A 22,215-nucleotide genomic window follows, 5' to 3' on the forward strand; every position below is an offset into this window, starting at 1 on the left:
TTTTTTGTTACAATTGATACGTCAAAAAGGAGTCAGATGAAAATAGCCTTAATTGAAGACGAATTACATTTAAATGAAGCTATAAAATTACTTTTAGAGCTTGAAAATTTCAATGTTGAGTCATTTAAAAACATTAGAGAGTTTTTAAGAGAATCGGATAACGATTACGACATTATAATCGCTGATATATCTCTTCCTGACGGAAACTTTCTTCAAGAGCTGTCAAAACACAAAAAAATCGGAGAAGAGACGAAAATCATCATAATGTCCGCACACGGAGAACTTGACAACATTAAAAAAGCCTTCGATTTAGGTGCTGAAGATTTTATAAAAAAGCCTTTTGAACCGGAAGAAATAATTCTGAGAGTAAAAAAACTATTTAAAACAAAAAAGACAAAATTGAGTGAAAACATCTTTTATGACCCTGAATCAAAAACTATTATAACTCCAAACTCAAAAGAGATATTAACCAAAAAAGAAGCAATGCTTCTCGAACTTTTAATAAAACATCGAGGAAGATTCGTATCGTTCGACACTATCGCCGCGACTATATGGGACGAGCCCGTTTCAAGTAATACTATAGCAGCATTAATCAAAAGACTAAGACAAAAAATAAAAAATAAAGACCTTATTACTTCGAAAAGAGAAATCGGATATATGTTGATATAAATAAATTATTTTTATAATATTTTATATATTCTTATCATTTTAATATCATCAAAAAACCTTAAGATATCACTACATAATAAGGTTAATAAAAGGCTGATATGTTTAAGTTATTCAAAAAAGACAACTTCGCTAAAATTTTTTTTCATGATATAAAAAATAAACTATTAACAATAAAGTTTAACTTATACATCATCTTAAATAAAAAACTCCCTGAAGAAAAAAAAGAAGACCTCCTAGAAAAAGTAGCAATTACCACAGACCAAGCCATAGATATGATTCAAGACTTTTTGGATTTCGAAAAATATAAAGCTTCAAAATTCTTAAAACATGAAACCTTCGATTTAGCCCAATTAGTAGGAGAAATCGTAGAAGAGCTAGAACTTGACGCACAAAGAGCAAATGTAAAAATTCTTTATGTCAAACCCAAAGAAAAATTAATGATAAAAGCAAATAGAGAGTGGATTAAAAAAGCTCTTTTAAACATTATCCACAATAGCATAAAATACAACAAAGAAAACGGAAGAGTTTTTATTAGTTTTCACGTAGAAAAAAAAGGTTATATGCTTATAATTAAAGATACGGGTGTAGGAATTCCTCAAGAACAAAAAGAAAAAATATTTAAAAAATACTTCTCATCCGATAATAAAACCGGAACGGGGCTCGGACTTAATATGGCAAAAGTGGTAATAGAAAGCCACGGAGGTACTATAGTATTTGAAAGTGAAGAAAACAAAGGAAGCGTTTTTTATATATTTTTACCGAAGATTTCAAAAAAAATAAAAATAAAATACCTCTCTTTAGCTTTTGCTGTCTTTACAATGACGGGTTTTTTTTTGTTTGATTACTTCTATTGCTTAATACCTCAACAAGTAAAATACGCATATTCAGGCGATTTACAAATAATTAAACTTGAAAACGGCGTTATAGCTAAAGCAAAAATAGAAGATAAATTTAAACTAAAAGCATATAAAAATATTTGGGGCACAAGAACAAGAACTGCATTTTATCTGCAAAAAAGCGATATGACTATAGATACCAATCATCAACCGGTAAAAGTTTACACACCAAAAACTTCTTTTAGCAATATCGGTACGCAATTCGAAACTATCTCAAAAACAAAAGAAACGGCGGTAAGCGTATATAAAGGGGCCATTAAAAACAACAAATTCAAAGTTGCTAAAAATGAAGGATTAATAGTAGCAAAAACAGCTAAAAAAGAACCTTTACCTCTAAAAATAGAAATTGTAAAAACGATACAAAAACCTTTTGAAATTATCGTTATGTGGCAAAGTCAATATAAAAACTTCAAATTAACGGCTTCAATGGATAAAGACTTTAAAAATCCTCCTATATACGAATACACTACCAAAACAAAAAAATTTATTTTCAAAAATATAAACGACGGAATATGGTATTTAAGTATTCAAGCGGAAAAAGACAATTTATATTCACTTCCTAAAATAGTCAAGTTTTTATCTTTAATAAACTATCATAAAGCATTAAAAGCATATAAAAACAGTGATTACGACAACGCAATCAAATATTTAGAAATTTCTATTTCAACAATTAACAAAGCGGACTTTAGACCTTATTATCTTCTTGGAAAGATTTTATCAACTTCAAATTTGAAAAAAGCTTTAAAAATGGCAAAAACAGCATTTGAAATAACACCGAACGAACAAACAGCCGCTTTATACGCAAAACTTCTATATAATTCTCAAAATTATCTACTCGTAACAAAATTATTTTCAAAAGGATTTAAAAATCCGAATATTTACAGATATGTGGCTTTAAGTTATTATAAATTAAACGATTATAAAAAAGCGAAACAATATATTTATAAAACACTCGAAGAAAATCCAAACGATAACGAATTAAAAACGATTTTGCAAAAAATGCAGAACAATCCGTTAATAAAACAATTTTTGTAATCAAACCCAAAGGCAAAATATGGAATTAATAAACGCAATAAAGAAAAGTGAAATTGTTTTAACTCAAGGTGAAAATAAAAGCGGTAAATTAACATTTTCCTTATTTTTATTAAGCAATATAGACCTAAACTCGAAAACTTTGATTTTATCGACTATTCCTAAATCATTAATGAATAAAAGAATAAAAACGATAGAAGATTTAAACGATCAAAAAATCAACACCCTTTTACAAAACACAGAATATTTATGCCTAAAAGAAAACTGGGAAGAGATAAAAGCTAAATACGGGTTTGATTTCCTAATCGAAGACATTAAACATATTATTTTTGACACGAAACCTGATAGCATCATTTTTCACAGAGCCGATTTGATGTTTAGCGAAGAAGAATACGAATACGCAAAATGGTTTATCGATTCTTTAATAGAGTTAAAAGAAGAGATAAACTTTAAATTACTAATAACTTCAAAAAAAGATACCATTATTCAAAAAGTTATTGAAAATTACTGCGATATCGACTTTGAAATAGAAAAAAAAGAAAAAAGAATCGTCAACATTATAAGCTCTCTATTCCCTATAACACCGTTATCTTATATTTTTGAAAAACAAAAAGAACTGGTCTTAATTCCACACGAAAAAGAAAATGTTCCTTCATCACAATACAACAACAAAACTATAGATAATAAAATGCTAATAATGTCTCAAAACGAATATTTAATAAAACTAAACAAATATCTTTTCGAAAAAATATTCAATATAGAAATCGCCACATCAATAACTCAAAGTATTTCAAAACTTTTAGAAAATCCTGAAATCGTAATATATAATCCTCCTGAAAAAGACCTTAATTTTGAAATGTGTCATATTGTAAAAGACAAAGGTATAAATTCGAATATAATCTATATTTTAAACAAAGACTACGTAAGAGTCGATGATAAAATGCAAGCGGTATATGCCGGATGTTACGATGTAATGCCTAAAAATTTCAACATAGAAGAATATATTTTTACGATTGAAAAACTTACGAAAAACTTTTTTTATACCGAAAAAATAAATCATCTTCCAAAACAAAGAGAAATTAAAAACTTCGAACATTTTTGCAAAATTTTAGAAACTTTTTATAACGAAAGAATTTACTTCACGTTATTTATAGGTGAAACGGAAGAAGTTAATATTTTACAAAAAGTAAGAAATCACGATATAGTATTTAAAGACGGACAAAAAACTTACATCTGTTTTATAAATTCCAATAAAGAAGTTTTTGAAAAAGGTATAAAAAACAAAATAAAAGCGAAAAATTATACCTTGATAGAAGCCATAGAATGGAAAGAAAAAGGGATTTGCAAATGAAAAAATCGATTTTAATATTACTGGCATGTTCTTTACTGTTTTCTCAAGAACTACAAATCGATGTGACATCTTTACAACAATATATCAAACAACATCCGCAAGATATAAAAAACAGACTTATTTTAGCCAGCTATTACACAAAAAAATTAGAGCTTCAAAAAGCAAAAAAAATCATTGAAGAAATTTTAAAACTTGATCCTAAAAATAAAAAAGCAAAAGAGTTACTACACAATATAGAAATATTAAAAAATGCACAAGAATATAAAAAATATTTCTCAGCTCCAAACGAATATATTTCTTCACTTTACGAAAAAAACGATTATAAAAACTTAATGAATTTTTTCGAATACTATACTAAACTAAACGGATATGAAAACTTAAATGACGACTCGATTTTTAAAGTCGCAAGAGTATATATGTGGGAGGGCAAATACGACAAATCCCTAAATGTTCTAAAACACGCCAAAAATAAAAAAACAATAGATTATTATGAAATTACTGCTTATGATCTTTATTATTTAGGAGACCCAAAAGCGGAAAAATATCTCAAAACACTATACAACTCGACAGGAAACATAGAATATGCAAAAAAACTCTTAGATTTTTATTTGATAAATAGAGACATTCAAAACGCAAAAAAACTACTGCTTAGCTTATCTCACACAACAAAAAATAAAAAATTAATAAAAGAATATCAACAAAAAATTGCAAAAATTCAAAAAGAGTATATCGATTCTCTTTATCAAAAATATAAAGACAACCCGACTTTTGATAACCTAAAACCACTTATATTAGCCATTTATAACACCGATAAACAAAAAGCTTATAAACTTCTTCAAGAATATATTAAAAACAATCCTGCGGACAATAAAGCAAAAATTTTCTTCGCTCAAATCCTAACATGGGACGGAGATACCGTAAAAGCTCTGAAATATTTAAAGGAATTTCAAAACAATATAAAAGCCAAACTTTTAATTGGAAAAATACTTGCATGGCAAGGAGATTATGAAAAAGCAATAATCTATCTCAGTGACGTATACGACCACGGAAATCCGGAAGAAAAATATGAAGCGTTAAAAATGCTCGGATTTATTGCAATGTGGAAAAACGAAAACCAAAAAGCAAAAGAAATTTTCCAAAAACTTCTAAAACAAAACCCAAATGACGAAGAAGTAAAAGAAGCTTTAATGATTCTAAACGGGAACATAAAACCCGTTATTGCAAAATACGAAAAACTCTTAAAAAAAGACCCTGGTAACGAACAATATATTTTAAAACTCGCCGACCTTTACTATATGGATAAAAACTACCAAAAAGCTGCTTACTATTACGAAAAATATCTCCAACTTCATCCTGAAAAAATAGAAATTTATAAAACACTTGGGGATATTTATTTGGAATTGAAAAATTATTATAAAGGTTTTGGAGATTGGGAATATTATGCAAACTATAAAAATACAAAAGAGGCATATTTAGAACTAGCTCAAAGATATTATTGGAACGGCTTTAATAAAGAAGCTTTAAAAGTACTTGACGAACTTTTAAAGCGATATCCTAATTTCAAAAAAGCTGCTATTTTAAAAGCTAAAATTTTAAAAATCAACCCTCGTTTTGTCGATTCTTCTAGTGCGGCTACTATAGACGAGTATTTTAACAATAGAGCGAAAAAACTTCTGGTTTACGGAGATAGGGCTTATTTCAATAATCTTTATGCAACTGCTAAAGATTATTATCATGAATATTTATCTCTAAATCCTGATGATTATGACGTAAGAGAAAAGTATGCTTATACTTTAGAAAAAACGGGAGATTATGCCAACGCAGCAGGTGAGTTTTTCTTACTTATGTGGGCTAAAAAAACTCCGTTAATAGAATATCATTATGCTTACAATCTTCAAAAAAGCGGAAAAATCCAAGAGGCTAAAAAAATTTATGAAAAACTTCTAAGTTCTCTACCTAAACCTCTTCCTCCAAAACTAAAAGCGTTTATAGAAGATTGGAAAAAAGCTTGGGAGGGTATGAACTTTGAAAAATATGCGAAATTTTACGACAAAAAAATTTCAAATAACACCTATTGGAGATTAAGAAAACAAAACATTTTTAAAAATGCAGGATTTATAAGTGTGGGTATTTATAATCCGCTTCTAATCAAAAAAGAAGGCGACGTTTACGTCGTAAGATTTTATCAGGTTTATGCTTCTCAAAAAAGAAAAGACAAAGGTTATAAAACTTTATGGATTAAATGCAAAAACGGAGTTTGTAAAATTATCAAAGAAAAATGGGAAGCAGGAGAATATACTCCCTATAATCCGAATAATTCACTTGAGAAATATATAAAAGAAAACCTGAATAAAATCAAAAAGAAACAAACTCCTAAACTGGAAGTCGTACCGACAATAAACAAAACCAAAGAAAACACTACCAAAGAAACAAAAAAATATACAAAAAACACTGAAAAAATAGCACTTGCCCCTGGGCTTAAAAAAAGAATAAAACCTCAAAACGAAGTATTAAATATATCGGAACTAAAAGTAGTTAAACTAACTCCAAAAACGATTACAATAAACGAATATCAACAAAAGGCCTTGCCCTGGCAAATTGATATAGATTATGATTATTTTAGCGATAATCAAAATACCACTATGCACACTTTAGGAGCAAAGTTTTATAAAAATAATGACTTTTATTCCGTTTTTGCACTTTTTAAGTGGTATCACTTAAAAGAAAAAGGAACAAAAAACGCTTCTTTAGCCGGTATAGGATACAAAAACGATAAATTCACGGCAGATATCTTTTATGACACTTCTACTAAAAAATCAATCGGTTTTGATTTTCATACGAAAGTAAATGATTTCAATCTTTTCATAAACAAGCACAATATGGTCTATTCAAGAAGAACGGTTTGTTCTACAAATCATACTAAAATAAAAACGGAAATCACAAAATATACTCAGCTTGACGCTTTAAGAGGACTTTGGTGGTCGCTTGCTTATGAAAAGGTTGATGATAACAATAACGTAATCACTCCTCAAATAGATTATGATTTCTACGGATTTAAAAATAAAAAATTTACCGGTACGTTTTATTTTTCAGGATGGTATCAATTCAATTCCAAAACAACAACTTGTTATTATTCTCCGAAAAAAACCGATTCTAATATAGTTGGAGTAAAATTGAATAAAAATTTAAACAAAAACTTAAAAGCTCATATGCAAGGTGGAATCGGCTATAGTTTTTGGGATAAAACATACCTTTATTCGTTAAAGGGATACGTAAAAACTATTAATTATAAAACGTTTTTTTCAAAATTAGGCTGTGAAATAAGCAATTCTTCCACCTCATCTGTAACTACTAAAGGATATCAAAGTATCGAATGTATATGGGAGCTAAGTAAAAAATGGTAAAAAACATCCTCATAATAGGATTCAGCCTATTTTTAATCGTACTTTTAGGATTCGTTTTATATAGTTTTTATTATAATTTTTACACGATTAATAATATCGTCGTAAAAATAGGCGTGGGCGTTATTTTAGTTTTTACTTCTCTTGTTATTTTAAGATATATGCTTTTACTATTCTTTTCAATTCTTAAAACTATATTCAAAACCGCAGACGAACAACATCTTGAAAGGATAAATAAAACTTTAAATCATAGAGTAAGCATAATCGTTCCGGCATATAATGAAGAGGTCGTAATAGGTAAATCTCTTGAATCGTTAGTTAATCAGTCATATCAAAACCTTGAAATTATCGTAGTAGATGACGGCTCTACGGATAGAACGAGCGAAGTGGCAAAATATTACGAAAAGCATTCAAAAGGCAAAAAAGTAAAAGTCTTAAGAAAACCAAACGGCGGAAAAGCAAACGCTATAAACTTCGGTATTCATCACTCAACAGGCGAACTAATTATGGTAGTTGATGCCGATTCAAAGCTGGAAAAAGACGCCGTTACTTTAATGGAGAGATACTTTATCGACCCGAATATCGCAGCTGTTGCCGGTTCTGTTTATGTAAGTAATCAGACTAACCTTTTAACAAAACTTCAAGCCCTGGAATATATCGAAGGGCTTAATATGGTAAGAAACGGTCAAGCTCTTTTAAAACTTGTAAATATTATCCCGGGACCTATTGGAATGTTTAGAAAAGACGCTCTTTACGAAGTAGGATTATACGACAGCGATACTTTTGCGGAAGATTGCGACGTTACGTTAAAATTAATCACAAGAGGATACAAAATCGATTTCGAATCGGACGCCGTAGCATATACCGAAGCTCCGGAACATCTGCTAGATTTGATAAAACAGAGATATCGCTGGACAAGAGGTATATTACAAGCGATAAAAAAACATAAAGGGCTTTTGTGGAACATTAGAAAAAATCCTGCCGCTTCTTTTACGATGTGGTATATGCTTTTTGAATCTGTATTTTGGCCTTTTATGGACGTATGGACGAATATGTTTATTATCTATTTATCTCTATTTTCCGGAGTAAGTATTTTGATTTTTTATTGGTGGAGTATTTTCACGATTCTAGATATGGCGGGCGCACTTTATTGTATACTTATAACCAACGAAAAACTTTCACTAGTTTTTTATGCGGTATTTTACAGACTGTTTTTTATTACAATAATAAATATTGCAAAAATTTTCTCAACCATAGAAGAGTGGTTCGGTATAAAAATGACTTGGGGAAAACTTGAAAGGAAAGGAAACTTATGAATTTACTTGCATTTTTATCTATGTTAATATTAATCATCACGATTATTACGCTGGTTTTCGGAGTAATAACATACTTCTTATATAAAACCAGAGAAAGAGTTAAAAAAAACATATCCAAAGAGTTAATATACGAGGAGGTACTGGAAGATGTCGGCGGCAAATACATATTTTTCGAATAAAATATATCCACTTTTTGCGTTTTTATCTTTAATTTTAATGATACTGGTTTCAGGATATATTTTTTATCAATTATGGCCTAAAACCGCACCTAATTTTTCATTTATTCCAACGATAAAAAATTCTAAGACGATCTATTTATTAAAAAGTGAGGATAACGTAGAATATTTTTTTAATAAAATGAAACTATCTCCAAAAAACTATTTAACTAACTTAGAAAAATTAAAACAAAAATTTGAAAAAATAGGTTACAACGTCAAATACATTTCGAATGAAAAAGTTTCAGAACTAAAAAAAGGAGATATTTTATTAATTTTTGACGATTACGCAATAAGTAATAAAAACTTCAAAAGAATAAAAGAGTTTTTAAAAAAAGGCGGTAATATAGTTTTCAACTATCATTTCGGCTATTTTGATAAAAACCGCTTTGTGAAGTCAAAAAGAATTACAAAAATAACATCCTTAAAAGAATTAAAAGAGACTATTACGAAAACCCACCCTCTTTTTTACATTCCAAAAGTATTATCACCTATCGGTATGTCATCTCAAAAAACAAAACGTCACGATTTAGTATTATACGGAAACGACACTTTGCCTCTATTTCAATCAAAAAGCATTCCTGATGCAATTTTAACGAACTGGGCTATAACATCCACCCCCGAAATAAATTCAACTCCTCTTCCAGTAAACGATGCGGGAATAATATGGCACGGTTTTTACGGCAACGGAAAATGGTTTTATTTTAGTTTTCCTCAATATGTATTAATAGATATGCCTATTAATGATTTTAAATTTCTTTTTAACAATATTTTCAATTATTTTCAAAATCATATTACTATCGTACCTTATCCGTATATAGACCAAAAATCTGTAATTTTTATATCTGAAGACACAGAATACAAATACGAAAATATGATACATTTCGCACGCCTTGCAAAACAAAAAGACATAAACGTAACTCTGTTTTGCGTAGCCGACCTTGCGATGAAACATCCTAAAATTACGCGAGAAGCTGCAACTTTTCCGAATGTTGAAATAGGCTCTCATAGTTTGACTCACTCTAAAATTTTAGGAGCAAGTGAAGAAAAAGTAAAAAAAGAGATTTTAGGCTCAAAAGAAGTACTTGAAAAAATTACCGGCAAACAAATATACGGTTTTAGACCTCCAAGAGAAGAGATAGACAAATTAATGGAAAAATGGCTAAGAAAAGCCGGTTATATTTATGTTATGGAAAAAATCAAACCTCATCTTTTACCAAGAGAAGATTATAAAGGCTTAATCACTATTCCTAGACACGGAACCGATGACTATACTTATGTAATCGAACTCAACTGGGATAAAAAACAGATATTAAACAAAATTATCCAAGAAACGTATATGCTTACGAAAATGAACGCACTCTTTACATTAAGCGTTCACACCCATCTTTTAAGCTATAAAACAAATCTTGACGTCAGTGCCAAATATTTCGATTATTTAAACAAACATCCTGAAATTTCCCCTATGAAAGGGATTGACATAGCTAAAAGAGCAATTATTCTTAAAAATTTAAAAATAGATACTGAAAATTTCGCTAACAAAACCGTAATTAAAATTTCAAACAATTCAAATTACCCGATAATAAACGGAAAATTTAGAGTTTATCATCCTGATACCGTAATTAAAAAAATAATTCCGGAATTAATTCAAACAAAAGTTAAGATAATTAAAAAAACGAGAGAATACAGCGATGTTGAAATCAATAAAATCCCTCCTAAAACTACCGTTATTCTTTTTGTTAGCTTCTAATCTCCACGCCTTTTACATTGGCGTAGGAGGTTTTAACGTTTGTATGAGTGCAAACGGAAGCCAATATTATAAAAAATGCCCTTTTTCAAAAAGAATACCGCTCTCTTACGCACTAAAAAACGAAGCAAAAAACGTAAACGCAATATCAATGTGGATTACGAGAAATTGGCAAGAAAATTGGTATCCGTCGAATACTATCAACAAAGATTTTGTACAAAAAGGATATACTCCTATTTTTATTTTTTATTGGTTTGCAGACGATATTTCACCTAAGTTCGTACAAAAAAATAAAACTAAATATTTTGATACTTTAAAAAAATTCGCAAAATATTTACAAAAAATAAAAGGCAAAAAAATCGTTATTTTAAATCCGGAATACAACGAAAACGGAATGAATGATAGTGAAGATTTTGATATATTACAAGCTCAATCCATTCTCCTAATAAAAAAATACGACAAAAACGCAAAAGTGGGAGTATGTCTAGGGGATTTTGGCGACTATAATAAAATTTGGGATGAATATAATTGGAATTTAAATAGTAAATCGCTTAAATACAGCGCAAAACTTAGTGATTTTATTGCTTTTCAAGAAATGAGAGCCGTTACTCGTAATAAAAAAGAGCAAATCTTAAATACACCTTATAGAGCACTCGCATTTGCAGAGTATCTACACCAAAAATATAACAAACCTACTTTTTTAGCTTATATTGCCATCTCAAGCTACAAAGCACAAAACATACAAAAAGAAGTTTTTGCAACATTTCAAAAAGTACTACCGATAATGAAAAATTCTGCAAATCTTTTAGGTATAAATCTTTTTAATTACATTGATGTACCAAATCACAAAGGATATTTTAAAACTGCGGAAAAATATTTCGGAATCAAAAATGCCGACGGAAAGAAAAAAGTATCCTTTAGCGAATTTATAAAACTTAAATAATATCCAATATATATTTTGCCAAGCTCAAAGCTTTTGAGCGATGTGAAAAACTTTTCTTAACTTCCTCTTCAAGTTCACCTAAAGTCTTATCATAACCTTTAGGAATAAACATAGGGTCATATCCAAAGCCCTTATCACCTCTCGCTTCATCTATCACTTCACCTCTCATAAATCCGTGAGTCGTAAATATTCCGTATGGAGTATATATCGCTATTGCAGCAGTATAAAATGCCGGTGTTTTTTTGATTCCTCTTTTTTTAAGCTCTTCAATAAGTTTATAAAGATTATCTTTATCACTTGCTCCCTCGCCGGCAAATCTTGCCGAATATATTCCGGGGATTCCCCCAAAAGCCGGCACGCTTATTCCGCTGTCATCTGCTAAAACTATTTCGTTTTTTAATCTTTCTCCTACAGCTTTTGCTTTAATAATCGCATTTTCTTTAAAAGTGTTTCCGTTTTCTTCAATTTCGAATTTATCTATCAAATCGGTATAAGGAATTACTTCATAATCTTTTAAAAGTTCTTTAATTTCTCTTATTTTACCTTTATTACCGCTTGCTAAAACCACTCTTCTCATTTTTATCCTTCAATATCGGGTTTTGGAGGAGAGAAATAATATCCTTGGAAGTAATCAACTCCCATATCCCTTAACATCTCAAAAATTTCTCTATTTTCAACAAACTCCGCAACAATGAATATTTCACTCTCTTTTGCGAAATTAATTAAAGTTTTTACCATAACTTGAGAATTCTTATCTGTCAAAATATTTTTTATAAGACTTCCGTCTATTTTTACACCGTCAGGATGTAATTTTAACAAATAATCAAAATTTGCATAACCGCTACCGAAATCATCAATAAATAAACTAACACCCTTTGCTCTTAAAGAATCCAAAAATCCTTTTATTACCTCACTCTCTCTTATATCTTCGTTTTCAACGATTTCAAATGTTACTTTATCTTTGTAAATACATTCGTCTATTTTTTTAATTATAAACTCCCTCATCTCTTCGTCTTCCATATCCTCAAGAGTAATATTTATAGAAATCGATACGTTTTTGTCTCTTATAGCTTTTAGTGATTTCGAAAGCATAATTTTAGTAATCTCTAGATAAAGTCTAGATTTTTTAGCAACTTCAAGAAAGAAAAACGGACTTATAACTTTTCCGTCCTCGTCAATCATTCTAACAAGAGCTTCATATTTGACTATTTTTTCATTCTTATCGTAAATAGGTTGAAAAAACGGAACTATTCTATCATGTTCTATAGCATTTTTAAGTTTTTTAAGCCACTTAATATGTTCTCCGTAATTTTCTTTAGTTTCAAAAGCATCCGTACCGAATACGATATCTTTTTTTATCTCTTTTGCTTTATTTAATGCCATTTCAGCTCTTAAGTATTCTTTTTTCTTATAACTGATTCCCATTCTAAATCTAACTAAAATTTCATTATTAAAAATAAAATACGGCTCTTCAAGCTCTTTTAAAATATCTTCGGCAAATTTTTTAATTACTTCTTTATCTTCCGCAATATTCATAGGTACGATTGCAAATTCATCAATATCCAGATGAAAAATTTTTATATTAAATTTAGTTCTTAATTTTTTTAATCTCTTTGCTATTTGTTTAATAAGTTCATCACCGACTTCCGTATTAAAATAACTGTTGATTTCTCTAAATTTATCGACATTCACAACCATAATAGGTTTTTTGTTTTTTTCAATATATTCGAAAAACTGCATTCTGTTAGGAAGTTTTGTAATAGGATTTCTTTTTAATTTTTCTTGATAATCTTTAATAGTTTTTATCGTTTTATTTATTTCTTGTTTCAACTTCTCAAACTCTATAAAGTTCATTTTTTTACGTAATATGGAATAGTCGTTGTTTGCTATTTTTCTTTTAAAGAATTGTAAAATCTTATCTATATCGTCGGTAATATTCTTACTTAATTTTACAAAAATAAACGTACCTATCAAAAATGCTATAAATAAAATGGTACTAATAACCAAAAACACCGAAAAAATCTTCTCTTGAACCTGTTGATAAGGTAATCTTATAGAAATAATTCCTCTAAGTTCGCCGAGTTTATAATAAAATGCCCTATTTCCATACTCTTTTAGCAAAATTTTATAAAGTTTAGGTGGAACGTCTTTTTTAGGGTCTCCATGACAAACCAAACACGATTTTTCAATATAAAGAGGATAAGCATAAAAAATATGTTTTAAATTCCCACCCATTGAAACATTTTTATGCGGGTCGTGTATTTCCCAAAATTCTTTTGCTTTAGGATGTGTTTTAAAATAATTTATAGCTTTTAATTCATGAGAATTTGGTTTGTCATAAGGACTTCTCCATCTATCCGAAACTTGTCTGATATACAAATGTTCTTTGTCTCTTATCATTTTTGCCACTTGATTAGTAGCAAATGCGGGAGTACATGAAAAATAGGAAAGATTATTATCTTTTACCAAAATATTCGGAGAAACTTTAGCAAGATATTCCCTGTAGTAATAAATAGTTTTACTCTCAAGTCTAGCTTTAGCTACCTCTTGTAAAACAACGATATGGTTTATGTATTTATACAAAATAACAAGGACTAATAATATACCGAAACTACTTAATATAATCGTAAAAGCAATTCTGTTTTTTAAACTCACCTTTTTCCTTATTTTTAAAAAAGAGAAAAGGAGGTTAAATTTCCTCCATACCGTATCTTACTTTTTTCTCTTTTTTCTCTTGTGATTTTAAATATCTCCAATACAATATCGGCACAACTACGACAGAAAGTAGTGTTGAAGCTAAAACTCCGAAAATTAATGCTACCGCTAGTCCTTGCCATACCGGATCGAGTACGATAACCGTAGATGCCAAAATAATAGCAAGTGCGGTTAAAATAATCGGTCTGAATCTCGTTGCCGCCGCTTCGATTACAGCTTCGTTTATACTTCTTCCTTGTTTTATTAAATCGTTTGTAAAGTCAATTAGTAATAGTGAGTTTCTAACAACAATACCCGCAAGCGCAATAAATCCGATCATACTTGTTGCGGTAAAGTATGTTTTTGAATGGAAAAACGCCAACGTAATCCAGTTCATAATCGCATGCCCAGGAAGCACCCCGATAAATGTTAAAGGTACCGCCGCAAGAACGATTCTCGGTACTCTGAAGTTTTTATAATAAGCTACCATCAATAGATAAATAAGGATTACCGCTACACCAAACGCGCTACCTAAGTCTCTAAATACGTCGAATGTAAGCTCCCACTCACCTCCCCAAATAAGGTCGTATTTTTTACCTGTTTTAAGGTCGATTGCTTGAAGATTTAGTCTCGGATTTCCGTCATAAATAATTTTATATCCAGGAATTCCTTTATCTTTAAGTTCACTAAATACATCAAGAAGTGCATATAAACTACCTCTTTTATCCATTTCTCCCGTTACCATAACCATAGGTCTTAAGTCTTTGCTTGTAATCATACCGTCATACGCTACAGGCACTACTTTTACCACTTCTTTTAACGGTACTAATCTATGAGTCGTTATAGACATAAGTTTGATTTTATCAAGAGCCTCGATATTATCTCTTGCTTGTTTGTCAAATCTTACGAATATTCCCACTTGCTCTTTTTCACTTGGAATATGAGCTACACTTACAACCGCTCCTTTTAATCCCATTCCTAAAACATTTGCAATTTGATCTACGCTAATTCCAAGAAGTGCCGCTTTTTCTCTATCAGGAATAATCTTATATTTTACGATTTGTCTATCTCTCATAATATCGATATCGACAACTCTTGGTGTTTTTTTGTAAATTTCTTCTATGTAATTCGCAAGTTTTAGTCTTCCTTGCTCGTCACCACCGAATACTTGCATTAATAGTGTCGCAATTACAGGTGGTCCAGGAGGGTCTTCTACAAGTTTAATATTAGCATTATGAAAACTACATTTACTTTGAATAATAGGTCTTAATCTACTAACCATATCGATTGAACTTTCGATTCTTCCTTTTTCTTTAGGATAGAGATTTACTCTAATTTCTCCGTAATTTTCGCCTTGTTTCATAGAAGTACCTCTAAGTAACCCGTTAAAATCAACAACTCCACTTATACCGATAAATTGCTCGAAATCGTGAATTTCAGGCTCTTTTTTTAAGATACTCGCCACACAATTACTAACTTCCGTAGTAGCTTTAATCGAACTACCTTTTGGTAAGTCTATAGTTATGTTGAAAGTATTTTTATTCGCACTCGGAAGCATTTTGAAAAGTACGATTTTAAACGCAGGCAATGCCATACTTCCAAGAAGCGCCAAAATAAGTACCGTAAAGAATACCGCTCTTTTAAACGTTGAATTTAATAACGGATCTAAAATACCGTGGAATATTTTAAACGTTTTTGTTTTTCTGATATCAAACGGTTCGTGATGTTCGTCTTTTTTGTGTTCCGGTAAGAATTTAACAGCTGCCCACGGCGTAAAGATATAAGCAACAACAAGCGAAGCTATCATAGCAATAGGCACGTTAAACGGAATAGGTCTCATATATGGACCCATCATTCCCGTTACGAAAAACATAGGAACGAAAGCCAAAATAATCGCTAAAGTCGCAATATTTGTAGGATTTCCGATTTCGTTTGTCGCATATACGGCCGCATATTCTCTTGGTTTATCGCCTATTTCAAAGTGTCTATGAATATTTTCGATAACGATAATCGCACTATCGACCAATAATCCTAAGGATAAGATAAGAGCGAATAAAGTAATTCTGTTAATTGTCTGACCTGCAAGCATACCGATAAATAATGTAATCGATAAAATCAAAGGTACTGTAAATGCAACGATTAAAGCTTCTCTCCAACCGAGCATAATAATTAAAAGAATTACGATAATCCCAAGTGAAATAAACAAGTGATAAATAAGCTCGTTAACCGCATGGTTTGCTTTTTCACCGTCGTTTCTCGTTACGTAAATATGCACGTCTTTTGGAAGGTCTTTTTTAAGTTCTTCTACTTTTTTGAGAACGTCTTCAGCTACGAAAACGGCATTACTTCCTCTTTTTTTACCTACGAAAATAGTAACTTGAGTAAGTTTTTTACCTACAGGGAATTTATTAATTTCTTTTCCGCTAAGTTTAGGATCGTCATAAAAAGCTTTACCGCCTATAAACGTAGTTTTGTGTTTGTTTTGATAATCAACTCCGTCAACAACTTTTGCGATATCTTTTACATAAATAGGTCTTCCCATATAGTTTGCAACGATTAGATTTTCAACATCTTTTACGTTTCTGATAAATCCGTCGAACTCTACAGGAATAGCTACTTTTCCTTTTTCGACTCCTCCTAAAGGATAGTCTTTATTACTTCCTGTCAGAGCCATTGCGATTTGACCGAGTGAAAGATGATAAGCCGCAAGTTTTTCAGGGTCTATAATAATATTAAACTGTCTTTTATGTCCCCCTTTTATACCGATAATACTTACATTTTTTACTTCGGCGATAGGAGACAACAATCTTTGAGCTATTCTATAAAGCTGTGCATCGTTATATTTATCGCTCGATAAAGCCAACGTAACAATAGGCACTTCGTCGATATCGATAGGTTTTACAAGAGGCGGCATTACGCCTTTAGGAAGTTTATCCATATTTTGCATTACTCTATCGTAAAGCTTAGACATACTTCTAACTTTATCCTGACCGATTTTAAATCTAACGGTTACTATACCTACACTGTTCATAGCCATTCCGTAAACGTGTTTAACACCGGTCATGGCTTTAAGAGTTCTCTCAAGCGGATCGACGATAACGTTTTGAACTTCTTTTGAGCTCGCTCCCGGATATACAACTATTACGTTTGCGGCAGGTACGTCGATTTGAGGGTTTTCTTCTCTAGGTGTAAATAATACGGCAATAAGTCCCATTAGCATAAATACTATTGCAAGAACAGGTGTTAGAGGGTTTTTTAGAAAAGTTCTCGCAAGTTTACCCGCGATATTTAATTGTAGCTCTTCTTCTACGTGTTTTAATTCCTCTTCTTTTTCTTTTACTTCTTTTTCAAAAGCGTTAAGCTCCGCTTCTTTGGCTTTAATTTCGGCTTCCAAAGAAGCAAGCTCGGCTTCAAGAGCTTTTAATTCGTTTATATCGCAAGCGGAATTTCTTTTCGATTCAAGCTCTTTTCTTTTCGCTTCCAAAAGAGCTTTTAGCTGTTTGAGTCTCTCCATTATTGCTCCTCTATTTTTTGTCCGTCTTCAAGGTTTGCAGGCGGATATAAAATAACTTCCTCTCCACCGACTAAGCCGGTAACAGCAATATTATCTCCAACTTGTCCTACTTGTTTTACAGGTACGAATCTCGCAACTCCGTTATCGTTTACAAAAACACCGACAATTCCGGCTCTTGTAGTAAGTGCTGAAAACGGTACGACTACAGCTTCTTTTTTACCGACTACGATTTTTGCTTTTGCATACATACCAGGTAAAAGTCCTTGATGATTTTCAAAAGTATATTTAATAACGAAAGAATGAGTCATATTATCACCTGCCGGAATAATAGTCGAAACTTCAGCAGGGAAAGATTTTTTAAGTGCAGGTACGTAAATATTTACAGGCATACCGATTTTAAATTTATCGATATCGCTCTCTTTTACCGTACTTTTCGCTTTTAATACGTGAATATCGCTAAGAACTACCACCGGATACCCAGGTAGTGCCATTTCGGCTACTTTTTTCATTTTCATCGTAACCACACCGTCAATCGGAGAAGTTACTTTTGCATATTTAAGTTGAGCTTCGGCTCTTGCAAGTCCGGCTTCTGCTTGTTTTAACATTCCTTTAGCCATATCGACTTGTTTTTTTCTGATATTTTTCATTAAAGTCATTTTCTCGAAATCTCTTTTACTAACTGCTCCGTTTTTATATAGATTTTTGAATCTTTCATAATCTTTCAATGCATCGGCATATGCCATTTCGGCCATTAAAACACCGCTTTTAGCTTGTAAAACGGCACCTCTTGCTTGATTTAGCATCGAATAGATATCTGCAGGGTCAACCTCAAAAAGCAGTTGTCCTTTTTTTACAACATCACCCTCTTCAACGGGCATAGATTTAATATACCCCATAAGTCTAGTAGCTACCATTACTTGCTTTGGAGAATATACATTTGCAACGTAATCTCTTGTGATATTGATAGTCTCTTTTTTTGCAGTGGCATACTCAAACGCAAAAAGCGCCCCAACACTTAACGCTAAAGCTAATATTTTTTTCATTTACTCTCCTTTACTAAATCTCCAAGTGCTTCTTTTAGTTTCGCAGCGGCAAGCGCTTCGTCATATCTTGCTTTTATCAGTTCGGCTCTGGCTTTTCTAGCTTCCGCTTCTTTCATAAGTAAGATCGTAATGTTTATCATCCCTTGCTTATACATATAAGTGTATTTTTTTAGGATTTCTTCGGCTAATTCTTTATTTGTAAGTTTTTCATTAACTACGGCTTTTTTCGCTTTGTAATCTAAATATTTTTGCTCAACATCAAGTTTGATACCTTTTTTCATATATCCGTAATACAAAGCGACTTGATTCGCTTCGATTTTACTTTTTTCTACCTTAGCATCGGTAGATTTATCCAAAATATTCCATTTAAGTCCGGCAGCAATTAGATAATAATCTTTATCCGCCGAAATGTTATTTAAAGCGTTATCGTTCCATCCGTACTCAAGATGAGCTCCGACCATCGGATATTTATCGGCTTTATCGAATTTTACTTTTTTCTCCATAGTTTTTAAATTGCTCTTCATCCATTTCAAGTCGTTTCTGTTTTGAAGAGCGATTTTTTGAAGTTCTTTTAAAGAAGCGTTTTGAGGAATAATAATTTTAAAATCCCCTACATCGCTAATTTCATTATCGTCAGTCAAAAATCTCAAATATGCAAGCGCCAATTTATATTTGTTTTTGGCTTCTATTAGCATTGCGTTTACTTCATTATCTCTTTTTTTTGCCTCTAAAAGATCGGTTTTAGTAGCCATTCCGTTTTTATAAAACGCACTAATCATATTTATAAAAGAAGTTGTTGTTTTTTTAGCGGTCTCAAGTGCATTTACAAAACTTTTAGCGGCGACCGCTCCGTTGTACGCTTTTAAAACTTCGATAGCGAGTTTATTTTTATCGTGTGCGTATTTATATTTGTTCGCTTTTATTTGAAGTTTAGCCATCTCTTTTGCATATGTTAGCTTATATCCCGTAAAAAGCGGCACTTCATACACGAATTTAGTCTTAAAATTCGTTCTGCTCCCCGGATAATTCAAATCTTTAGGCGCAGTATTTAATAATTGTGCAGCCATAGCAGGATTCGTCATATAACTTTTAAACGTATCATAATCAGGAGATGCTTGAAGAACTTGAGCTACTCCTCCTAAAAAATCCGCAAATCCGAAATCTCTAAAAGTTGCTTCACGGCTTTCGAGCTTCATTCCGAACACATACATTGCGTTATTGGTTCTGCTGATTTCTTCAGAGAAAGTAAGCTTCCCCCAGTCCATACCTTTTGCTTGCTTTAAATCAGCTTTTGCTTTGTCAATATTAAGCTTTTTAGCTTTTAATTCCAGGTTGTTGCTTAAAGCTTCCTTTAACGCCTCATCAAACGTTATAGTTTTTGCTAAAAGCATACTTGACAAAGCGGCTGAGAGTAATAAGAATTTTTTCATACCGCTCCTTTAAACTGTTTTGCGAATTTTAACAAATTAATTATTAATTAACACATGTTATAAGAAAAAATTATGGGAGAATTTTTATCCGATTTGAAGAAGAGAAAAAGAATTATTTATCTTTTTTTCTGCTCATTCTTTTTCTCTCGGTAGGGTCAAGATATTTTTTTCTAACACGAATTGATTTTGGAGTAACTTCTACAAGCTCGTCATCTTCAATCCACTCTAAGGCTCTCTCAAGCGTCATCTCTACAGGAGGTACGAGTTTAATAGCCTCGTCACTACCGCTTGCCCTTACGTTTGTGAGGTTTTTACCTCTAATAGGGTTTACTTCAAGGTCGTTACTTCTGCTATGCTCTCCGACAATCATTCCGTTATATACTTTATCTCCCGGTTTAATAAACATTTTCCCTCTCTCTTGAAGGTTAAATATAGCATACCCGGTCGCTGTTCCGTTTTCCATAGAGATTAAAGCTCCGTTTTTTCTCGTGTAAGGTTTTGTAGTTGCAGGTCTGAAATCTAAAAACGAGCTGTTTAAAACACCCTCACCTTTAGTATCGGTCATAAACTCACCTCTATATCCGATAAGTCCGCGCGCAGGCATTTCAAATTCTATTCTCGTAGTTCCGTCGCTTAGAGGCATCATATTTTTCATAATCCCGCCTCTTGTACCTAATTTTTCAATTACGGCACCGCTGTACTCGTCAGGTACGTCAACCACTACGTATTCGTAAGGCTCCAACTTAACTCCGTTTTCTTCTTTAATAATAACTTCAGGTCTTGATAAAGAAAACTCGAAATCTTCTCTTCTTAAATTCTCAGCCAAAATAGCGATTTGAAGTTCCCCTCTTCCGCTAACTTTAAATTTACCCTCACCAAGCTCTTCGATTTTCATTGCGATATTCGTTTGCATCTCTTTAAATAATCTGTCTCTTAGTTTCGGAGCGGTAACGTTTTTACCCTCAGTCCCGGCAAGTGGCGAATCGTTTACGCTTAAAATAACACTGATTGTCGGCTCTTCGATATGTAGAGGGTCAAGTCCTACAGGATTATCTTTATCCGCTACCGTATCACCTACATCAAGGGCTTCAAATCCAGCTATTGCTACGATGTCTCCGGCTTTTGCTTCATCAATCTCCATTCTATCAAGCCCCAAGAATCCCATAAGCTTAGTAATTCTTCCGGGAATTTTCTCTCCGTTGGCTTTTACAAGAGTAACGGCTTCACCTTTTTTTACCGTTCCGTTAAAAATTCTCGCAATACCGATTCTTCCGACGTAATTGTCATAATCAAGTGTAAATACTTGCATTTGAAGAGGTTTGTCTTCTTCACCAGCAGGCGCAGGGATATATTTTGTAATCGCTTCGAAAATCGGAGTCATATCTTCATTATCGTCTTCCAAATCCCATTTTGCTATTCCGTTTTTAGCGGCTGCGTAAATAATAGGAAAATCGAGTTGGTCTTCATTTGCTCCCATACTTACGAAAAGATCGAAAACCTCATCCACCACTCTGTCCGGCTCTGCTGCGGGTTTGTCGATTTTATTCACTACAAGGATAGGTTTAAGCCCTAATGAAAGTGCTTTTTTAACAACGAATTTAGTTTGAGGCATTACACCCTCTTGCGCATCAACAAGCAAAAGTACCCCGTCAACCATTTTTAAAACCCTCTCGACTTCTCCACCAAAGTCGCTGTGTCCCGGGGTATCGATGATATTGATTTTATAATCTCCCCATCTGATTGCCGTATTTTTAGAAAGAATAGTAATTCCTCTTTCTTTTTCCAAATCGTTACTATCCATAACTCTCTCACCAAGCTCTTTTCTTGCGTCAAGAGTGTTGGATTGTTTTAGAAGTTCGTCTACAAGTGTAGTTTTACCGTGGTCAACGTGAGCGATAACCGCAATATTTCTAATGTTTTTCATTAATTGCCTTTAAAAAATTTTCTGGAATTATATCCAATAA

The 22,215-nt window shown here is 31.9% G+C and carries 13 protein-coding genes; 7 read left to right on the top strand and 6 right to left on the bottom strand.

The features are described from left to right. Window positions 1-36: 36 nt before the first annotated feature. From EDC58_RS06965 to EDC58_RS07000, 7 genes are all read left to right on the top strand, one after another. Window positions 37-669 carry a response regulator transcription factor gene (locus tag EDC58_RS06965; RefSeq protein WP_123352797.1) on the top strand — a complete coding sequence of 211 codons (633 nt, stop codon included), beginning with the start codon at window positions 37-39 and terminating at the stop codon, window positions 667-669. A 98-nt stretch (window positions 670-767) separates the two neighbouring features. Beyond that, window positions 768-2,600: a sensor histidine kinase gene (locus tag EDC58_RS06970; protein ID WP_123352798.1), complete on the top strand. Its 1,833-nt coding sequence runs from the start codon at window positions 768-770 to the stop codon at window positions 2,598-2,600. A gap of 19 nt (window positions 2,601-2,619) precedes the next feature. After that, a complete protein-coding gene (locus EDC58_RS06975; protein WP_123352799.1) occupies window positions 2,620-3,948 on the top strand; it encodes a hypothetical protein in 1,329 nt (442 codons plus the stop codon). Beyond that, window positions 3,945-7,352, top strand: a complete 3,408-nt coding sequence (locus EDC58_RS06980; RefSeq protein WP_211325237.1) for a tetratricopeptide repeat protein — start codon at window positions 3,945-3,947, stop codon at window positions 7,350-7,352. The genes EDC58_RS06975 and EDC58_RS06980 overlap by 4 nt, the downstream gene beginning before the upstream one ends. After that, a complete protein-coding gene (locus tag EDC58_RS06985) occupies window positions 7,346-8,665 on the top strand; it encodes a glycosyltransferase family 2 protein (RefSeq protein ID WP_123352801.1) in 1,320 nt (439 codons plus the stop codon). Before EDC58_RS06980 ends, EDC58_RS06985 begins: the two co-directional genes overlap by 7 nt. Before the next feature lie 147 nt (window positions 8,666-8,812). Further along, on the top strand, window positions 8,813-10,630 hold the full coding sequence (locus EDC58_RS06995; RefSeq protein ID WP_123352803.1) for a polysaccharide deacetylase family protein: 1,818 nt from the start codon (window positions 8,813-8,815) through the stop codon (window positions 10,628-10,630). A 43-nt stretch (window positions 10,631-10,673) separates the two neighbouring features. Continuing rightward, window positions 10,674-11,570, top strand: a complete 897-nt coding sequence (locus tag EDC58_RS07000; RefSeq protein WP_235823194.1) for a hypothetical protein — start codon at window positions 10,674-10,676, stop codon at window positions 11,568-11,570. Here the strand turns inward: EDC58_RS07000 and rdgB are convergent. From rdgB to typA, 6 genes are all read right to left on the bottom strand, one after another. Then, on the bottom strand, window positions 11,563-12,147 hold the full coding sequence (rdgB, locus tag EDC58_RS07005) for an RdgB/HAM1 family non-canonical purine NTP pyrophosphatase (RefSeq protein ID WP_123352805.1): 585 nt from the start codon (window positions 12,145-12,147) through the stop codon (window positions 11,563-11,565). The two genes, EDC58_RS07000 and rdgB, sit on opposite strands and share 8 nt — an antisense overlap. A gap of 2 nt (window positions 12,148-12,149) precedes the next feature. Beyond that, window positions 12,150-14,225 (bottom strand): EAL domain-containing protein, encoded by a 2,076-nt coding sequence (locus tag EDC58_RS07010; RefSeq protein WP_123352806.1) that lies wholly within the window; start codon window positions 14,223-14,225, stop codon window positions 12,150-12,152. A gap of 34 nt (window positions 14,226-14,259) precedes the next feature. Then, window positions 14,260-17,778 carry an efflux RND transporter permease subunit gene (locus EDC58_RS07015; protein ID WP_123352807.1) on the bottom strand — a complete coding sequence of 1,173 codons (3,519 nt, stop codon included), beginning with the start codon at window positions 17,776-17,778 and terminating at the stop codon, window positions 14,260-14,262. After that, the gene (locus EDC58_RS07020; RefSeq protein WP_123352808.1) at window positions 17,778-18,821 is read right to left on the bottom strand and encodes an efflux RND transporter periplasmic adaptor subunit; all 1,044 of its coding nucleotides are present in this window, start codon (window positions 18,819-18,821) and stop codon (window positions 17,778-17,780) included. Before EDC58_RS07020 ends, EDC58_RS07015 begins: the two co-directional genes overlap by 1 nt. After that, complete coding sequence (locus tag EDC58_RS07025; RefSeq protein ID WP_123352809.1) at window positions 18,818-20,251, bottom strand: TolC family protein; 1,434 nt, start codon at window positions 20,249-20,251, stop codon at window positions 18,818-18,820. The genes EDC58_RS07020 and EDC58_RS07025 overlap by 4 nt, the downstream gene beginning before the upstream one ends. Before the next feature lie 112 nt (window positions 20,252-20,363). After that, window positions 20,364-22,175, bottom strand: coding sequence for a translational GTPase TypA (gene typA, locus EDC58_RS07030; RefSeq protein ID WP_123352810.1), 1,812 nt, complete (start codon window positions 22,173-22,175; stop codon window positions 20,364-20,366). Between the last annotated feature and the right edge of the window lie 40 nt (window positions 22,176-22,215).

It is taken from the genome of Caminibacter pacificus (assembly GCF_003752135.1).
Lineage (GTDB): Bacteria > Campylobacterota > Campylobacteria > Campylobacterales > Nautiliaceae > Caminibacter > Caminibacter pacificus.

Bases quoted from the DNA above. Each gene is read 5' to 3' on its own strand.
- EDC58_RS06965 (WP_123352797.1), top strand. From the start codon at position 37: ATGAAAATAGCCTTAATTGAAGACGAATTACATTTAAATGAAGCTATA.
- EDC58_RS06970 (WP_123352798.1), top strand. From the start codon at position 768: ATGTTTAAGTTATTCAAAAAAGACAACTTCGCTAAAATTTTTTTTCAT.
- EDC58_RS06975 (WP_123352799.1), top strand. From the start codon at position 2,620: ATGGAATTAATAAACGCAATAAAGAAAAGTGAAATTGTTTTAACTCAA.
- EDC58_RS06980 (WP_211325237.1), top strand. From the start codon at position 3,945: ATGAAAAAATCGATTTTAATATTACTGGCATGTTCTTTACTGTTTTCT.
- EDC58_RS06985 (WP_123352801.1), top strand. From the start codon at position 7,346: ATGGTAAAAAACATCCTCATAATAGGATTCAGCCTATTTTTAATCGTA.
- EDC58_RS06995 (WP_123352803.1), top strand. From the start codon at position 8,813: ATGTCGGCGGCAAATACATATTTTTCGAATAAAATATATCCACTTTTT.
- EDC58_RS07000 (WP_235823194.1), top strand. From the start codon at position 10,674: ATGAGTGCAAACGGAAGCCAATATTATAAAAAATGCCCTTTTTCAAAA.
- rdgB (WP_123352805.1), bottom strand. From the start codon at position 12,147: ATGAGAAGAGTGGTTTTAGCAAGCGGTAATAAAGGTAAAATAAGAGAA.
- EDC58_RS07015 (WP_123352807.1), bottom strand. From the start codon at position 17,778: ATGGAGAGACTCAAACAGCTAAAAGCTCTTTTGGAAGCGAAAAGAAAA.
- EDC58_RS07020 (WP_123352808.1), bottom strand. From the start codon at position 18,821: ATGAAAAAAATATTAGCTTTAGCGTTAAGTGTTGGGGCGCTTTTTGCG.
- EDC58_RS07025 (WP_123352809.1), bottom strand. From the start codon at position 20,251: ATGAAAAAATTCTTATTACTCTCAGCCGCTTTGTCAAGTATGCTTTTA.
- typA (WP_123352810.1), bottom strand. From the start codon at position 22,175: ATGAAAAACATTAGAAATATTGCGGTTATCGCTCACGTTGACCACGGT.